Here is a 5,343-nt window from a genome sequence, read left to right as displayed (position 1 = left end):
CCGCGCCCGCTGGCCATCGAGCAGCAGGACATCGAGCGGCTGCTGCGCGAGCGGCTGCGGCAGCTGGGCACGGACGTGCAGTGGGCCACCGAGGCGGTGGCCGTGCGCACCTGCGACGACGGCGCCGAGGTGGACGTGCGCGGCCCGGGCCACCGGCTGCGCACGGTCGGCTGCCGGTGGCTGGTGGGGTGCGAGGGGGCGCACAGCCTCGTGCGCAGAACGCTGGGCGTCCCCTTCGAGGGCGAACGGCGCTTCGATCTCCAGGCGCTGCAGATCAACGCCCAGGCCGACTGGCGCTACCCGTACCTGCCCGACCTCGTCTACTTCTTCCTCGACCACCGGGCGACGGTGATGGCGAGCCCGCGGCCGGGCGGCGGCTACCGCTTCTTCGCCTTCTGCACCGACCCGGACCCGCTGCTGGAGGCCCCGCCGGGCCTCGACGAGATGCGGACGCTCGTCGCCAGGGTCGCCCGGGACGACGGCACCCGGCTGGTGCCGACGAGCCCGCCCTGGACCAACCGGTCCCGCTTCCACGACCGGATGGCGGCGTCCCTGCGGCGCGGCAGGGTGCTGCTCGCGGGGGACAGCGCGCACCTGTGGGCGCCCATCGGCGGCCACGGTCTGAACACGGGGCTGCGCGGGGCGCACAACCTCGGCTGGAAGCTCGCCGCCGTACACCGCGGCTGGGCCGTCGAGGCGCTGCTCGACACGTACAACACCGAGCAGCGGCACACGGCCGGGCAGGTCATGCGGGAGATGCGCCGCAACGTCCTGGAACTGCCGCCCGGCCGGGCCACGCTCGCCGGGATGCGCCTGCTGCTGCCGGCGCTGCTGTCGAGCGAGCGGGTGGCCCGGCGGGGGAGGGGGCTGCTCAGCGACTTCGCCAGGCACCACGGCGAGAGCGAGCTGTCCTCCGGCTTCGCCCGGCACGGGCTGCACGCCGGCGACCGGCTCCCGGACCTGCCCGTGACGGCCCAGCGCGGCCCGTGCCATCTGCACGACCTGCTGTCCTACGACCGCTGGACGCTGCTGCTGGTCCCGGAGGAGGACGGCAAGGGCGAAACCGCGGAGACCGCGCGGCTGCGCGCGCTGATCGACCGTCACGCCGTCCCGGTGGAACTGTTCCGGGTACGTCCCCAGGCGCGGGCGCGCGGCGGGCTGTCGCCGGGCTCGCTGCTGCTGGTGCGGCCGGACGGCCACATCGGTCTGCTGGCGAGGGCGAACGACCAGCATGCGCTGCACGCGTATCTGAGCCGGTGGTTCACGCCGGGACGCTAGCGCTTGGCTTATAGCGGACGAGCTGGTTGCGGTGGTCGTGTGTTCCGCCGGACTCTCGCCGCGGTGGCTTGTCGCCGTCGCGGCGGATGGTTCTCCTCCCGCCGTGAGGGTGAGCGACCACCGCGGTGCCGGGCCGGCGGTGTTCACACCGGCGCGCACCCTCGGCGGGGATCCGCCGGAAAAGACTTCAGCCGCAGCAGCCGCCACCGCAGCAGCCGCCGCCACCGCCCCCGCCTCCGGCGGGACGCGCGGCGGGCGCCGCGGCACCGGTCACGGCCACCGTGGACAGCAGCTTCACCGTGTCCGTGTGCCCGGCCGGGCAGGTCGCCGGGTCCGCGGACTCGGCCATGGGGCGGTTGAGCTCGAAGGTGTCACCGCAGGACTTGCAGCGGTATTCGTAACGAGGCATGCGAGGCAGCATAGCCAGGGCCGGCCATGGGCCCCACCGCCCGGCGTCCGCTGCCCGCGTCCGCTGCCCGCTTCTACCTTCCGCTTCTACTGTCCGGCGCCGCGCTCCTCGCGGATCTCCCGCACCACCCGGGCCGCCGTCCGCCGCACGGCGTCCGTCTCGGTCAGGAAGTGCCACCAGTCCGGGTGCCGCCCCTGCAGCCCGTCCACCGCCCGCTCCAGCCGGGCCACCGCCTCGTCCAGCGGCCCGGCGTGCCGGGGGTCGGGCGTACTGCGCCCGGCCATGGCCAGCCGCTGCGCGTCCCGGACGGCGAACCGCGTGCGCTGGACCTCCTGTTGGTGGTCGAACGACACCTCGTCCAGCCGGCGCAGCCGGTCGCCGGCCGCGGAGACGCCCTCGTCGGTGGTGTTCAGCAGCGCCCGCACCGTCGACAGCAGCGCCGTGGCGTCCGCCCACCGCTGCTCCTCCCGCGCGGCCCGCGCCTCCCGCAGCTTCTCCTCCGCCTGCGCGACCGCCCGCGCGGCCTCCTGCGGCACGCGCTGCAGGTCCTGCCAGCACGCCGCGCTGTAGCGGCGGCGCAGCTCGCTGAGGACGGGGTCGACCCCCTCCGCGCGCGTGGCCAGCGCCTGCGCGCGGGTCCGCAGCGACACCAGCCGCTTGTCGATCTCCGCGGCCCGCTCCGGCAGCCGCGCGGCCTCGTCCCGGATCGCCGCGGCCTCGCGCTGCACCCGCTCCCCGCGCTCGATCGTCTCCCGCACACCGTGCTGCCCGGCGCCCTGGTTGAGCTTCGTCAGCTCGGGGGAGAGCGCGGCCAGCCGCGCGGCGAGATCGTCGGCGCGCAGCCCGGAGGCGCGCGCGCCGTCCAGCGCCTCACTCGCGGCCAGCAGCGCCTGCCGGGCGCGCTCCACGGCGGGCGCCACCCGGGCCAGCTCGGTCTCGGCCCGGCCCAGCAGCGACGCCAGGCCCTGCCCGAACCGCTCCAGATCGGCCTTGACCCGCAGCAGCTCGTCCTTGGCCTTCGTCAGCTCCGTGCACGCCCGGCCGGCGACGGAGGCGTCCAGGTCCTCCCGGTCGAGGTCGTGCGCGTCGACCGCCGCGATGTACGCGTGCGAGACCTCGTCGATGCGCCGCCCGAACTCCTCGAAGTCGGCGGCGGCCTTGCGGGCGGCGGGGGAGGAGTCCACCGCCGTGATCGTCTCGATCGAGATCCGCAGCTCCCGCTGCGCCGTGTCCAGCTCGTAGAAGGCCGCGGCGGCGGCGTCCTTCGCGGCCTGCGCCTCGGCCCGCCGGCCCTCCCCGCGCCCCCGGCCCCAGCGGCGCGCGCCCCCGCTCCCGGCGAACGCCCCCGCCGTCACGGCGAGCAGCAGGGGGACGGGCAGGACAGCCAGCGCCGCCGTCTCGCCGAGCGCGGCGGCCAGGGCGCGAGGACCGCGACGGCGGCGCCGCCCCGGCCGTACGGACTCCGGCCCTACGGACTGTGCGAAGGTTGCCGCCACTTGCCCTCTCCCGATGGATCACCCCAGGCCCGGATGCCATTCTCCCATCCGGGAGGGGCGACCCCGAAAGCGGTCAGCCCGTCGTGGAGGCCTTCGTGGAGGCCGTCGTGGAGGCGGTGATCACCGTGATGTCGCCGTTGCGGCTGTGCGCGCTCACGGCGTGCGCGCCGGACCGGTCGGTGGGCACGTCCACCTTCGTGCGGCCGTTGCCGGTCCCGGTCTCCACGCGGTACGCGGTGCCGGGGAGGGCGATCCGGGTCGGCCCGTTGCCGTTCTCCGTCGTCACCCGGTCGGGCACCCCGGCGAAGGCGAGCCGGATCCCCCCGTTGTCCGCCTTCGCGGACACCTGGCGCGAGCCGATGCCGTCCGCGGTGACGTCACCGTTCGAAGTCCGCAGCTCCAGCCGCCCCTTGGCGTCGCGCACCGACAGCGCGCCGTTGTCCGAGACCAGCTTCAGATCGGCGTCGAAGCCGCGCGCGGTGACGGCCCCGTTGCCGTCCTCGACCGTCACGGCCACCCCGCGCGGCACCTCGATCCGGTGCTTGGCCTCACACCCCACGCTCAGTCCCTTGCACTTCAGCCGCAGCTTCAGGGTGTCCCCGTCCATCGCCCACGACACCCCGGCGGTCCCGCCCAGCGCCCACCCGTCGAACCACCGCGTCACCTTGATCTGCCGGCCCTCGTCCGCGCCCTGCACCAGCTCCACGGCCGAATTGTCCGTATCCACGGTGAGCTGCCGCCCGCTGATCGCGAACGTCCGCTTCTCGGGCGCGGCGTCCTCGGCGCTCGCCCCGCACCCGGCGAGCGCCACCCCCGCGACCAGGGCCCCGCTCGTCACGAGGAACACGCGGGCGGCACGGGTGGCACGGGGCAGCATGATGATCTCCGATCGGGCGCACGAACCTGCTCTGACCTGCGCTGATGATGCTAGGCAGAGGGGCGCCCCCACCGGGATCCGGCGACCTCCCGGGTCCGGGGTGGGGATAACCCCCGCCCGGCCCCGCCCCCTGCCGCCCCGCCCGGTTTGCGGGGAGGCGCGGGGCCCCATGTAGGCTGTCCCTTCGTCCAGGGCGCATAGCTCAGCGGTAGAGCGCTGCTCTTACAAAGCAGATGTCGGCGGTTCGAATCCGTCTGTGCCCACCAGCGCGAAGACCCCCAGCCGGGCATGGCTGGGGGTCTTCGGCGTTCTTGGACGGCATGCGAAGCGGCCGGTCTCGCGCGCCGTGGTTTGGGGCGGCGTGGTCGAGACCGAGCGCGCACGGCAGCCTCCTGCGCGTTGTGTACAGCACCGTAGGAGCGCCGTCGGCGGCTGGAACTAATCGGTGGATCAAGCCGGGGTTGGCTCATATAGTTGGCCGACGCACAGATGTCGCGAAAGGGTGGGGAATACCTTGAATTTCTCTCGTATTGCCGCGGTGGCCACCGTGGCTGCCATCGCTCCGGCCGTTCTGCTGACCTCGTCGGCTTTCGCCGACGGCGCCGCCGCGGGTTCGTCCGCGCGGTCGGCCCAGAGCTCCGTGGCGAAGACCGTCGGACAGCGGGGGGCAGCGCCCGTCGGCACGGACCAGCAGGCGGAGAAGGACCGGAACGAGATCCTGCACATCATCAGCTTCGGAGGACCGGGCGTGAAGGACGCGGGCAAGGCTGCGCTCGCCGGCACTCCCGCGGACATGAGGAAGTTCCTCGAGACCGGTCAGTTCGAGGAAAGAGATACCGACAACATGGTGCTCGTCTCGCGGATCATCAACGTTGGGGGTGTCGGGGTGAAGGAGGCCGGCAAGGCCGCGTTGAAGGGCACTCCGGAAGACCGGGTCGCCTTCCTGGAGACGGGTCAGTTCGTGGCCCGGGACGACGACAACAGCGTCGTCATCACGCGGATGGTCAATGACGCGGGACCCGCCCTCAAGGCTGCCGCCAAGGCGGCGTTGATGGGCAGTGCGTCGGATCGGGTCGCCTTCCTGGAGACCGGCCAGTTCGTTGCGCGCGAGAAGGACAAGAAGGCGTAGGGCCACAGCTCGGCGCCGCGGGCCCCCGGCCGAGCCCGGCCGGAGGCCCTTCGGCGTGGGCCGGGCTCAGGCTCCCGGCTGACGGAAGAGGCCCCCGAGGAGGGGGATGTCCGACAGGACGCCCCAGAGGGGGGAGAGCGGGCCGCCGCCCTCC

5 protein-coding genes and 1 tRNA gene are annotated in these 5,343 nt (G+C 74.0%); 3 read left to right on the top strand and 3 right to left on the bottom strand.

The genetic code is table 11. From position 1 onward, the window contains the following. Positions 1 to 1,278 (top strand): FAD-dependent monooxygenase (locus tag AB0K09_RS29390; RefSeq protein ID WP_366068448.1); only part of this gene is annotated, 1,278 nt, incomplete at its 5' end. 187 nt (positions 1,279 to 1,465) lie between these two features. Here AB0K09_RS29390 and AB0K09_RS29385 read toward each other — a convergent pair. The 3 genes from AB0K09_RS29385 to AB0K09_RS29375 all read right to left on the bottom strand — a co-directional run bounded on the left by AB0K09_RS29385 (position 1,466) and on the right by AB0K09_RS29375 (position 4,060). Then, the gene (locus AB0K09_RS29385; RefSeq protein WP_366068447.1) at positions 1,466 to 1,687 is read right to left on the bottom strand and encodes a zinc ribbon domain-containing protein; all 222 of its coding nucleotides are present in this window, start codon (positions 1,685 to 1,687) and stop codon (positions 1,466 to 1,468) included. Between the two features lie 86 nt (positions 1,688 to 1,773). Further along, on the bottom strand, positions 1,774 to 3,105 hold the full coding sequence (locus tag AB0K09_RS29380; protein WP_366068449.1) for a hypothetical protein: 1,332 nt from the start codon (positions 3,103 to 3,105) through the stop codon (positions 1,774 to 1,776). 151 nt (positions 3,106 to 3,256) lie between these two features. Beyond that, positions 3,257 to 4,060, bottom strand: a complete 804-nt coding sequence (locus AB0K09_RS29375; protein ID WP_366068446.1) for a DUF4097 family beta strand repeat-containing protein — start codon at positions 4,058 to 4,060, stop codon at positions 3,257 to 3,259. A 191-nt stretch (positions 4,061 to 4,251) separates the two neighbouring features. Between AB0K09_RS29375 and AB0K09_RS29370 the strand changes: the two genes are divergently transcribed. Together AB0K09_RS29370 and AB0K09_RS29365 are read left to right on the top strand one after the other, a co-directional pair. Further along, positions 4,252 to 4,326, top strand: a tRNA-Val gene (locus AB0K09_RS29370). Between the two features lie 248 nt (positions 4,327 to 4,574). Further along, positions 4,575 to 5,189, top strand: a complete 615-nt coding sequence (locus AB0K09_RS29365) for an ALF repeat-containing protein (protein ID WP_366068445.1) — start codon at positions 4,575 to 4,577, stop codon at positions 5,187 to 5,189. Positions 5,190 to 5,343 lie beyond the last annotated feature (154 nt).

Source organism: Streptomyces sp. NPDC049577, assembly GCF_040675635.1.
Classification (GTDB): Bacteria; Actinomycetota; Actinomycetes; order Streptomycetales; family Streptomycetaceae; genus Streptomyces.
This window is presented reverse-complemented; position numbering and strand designations above follow the sequence as displayed.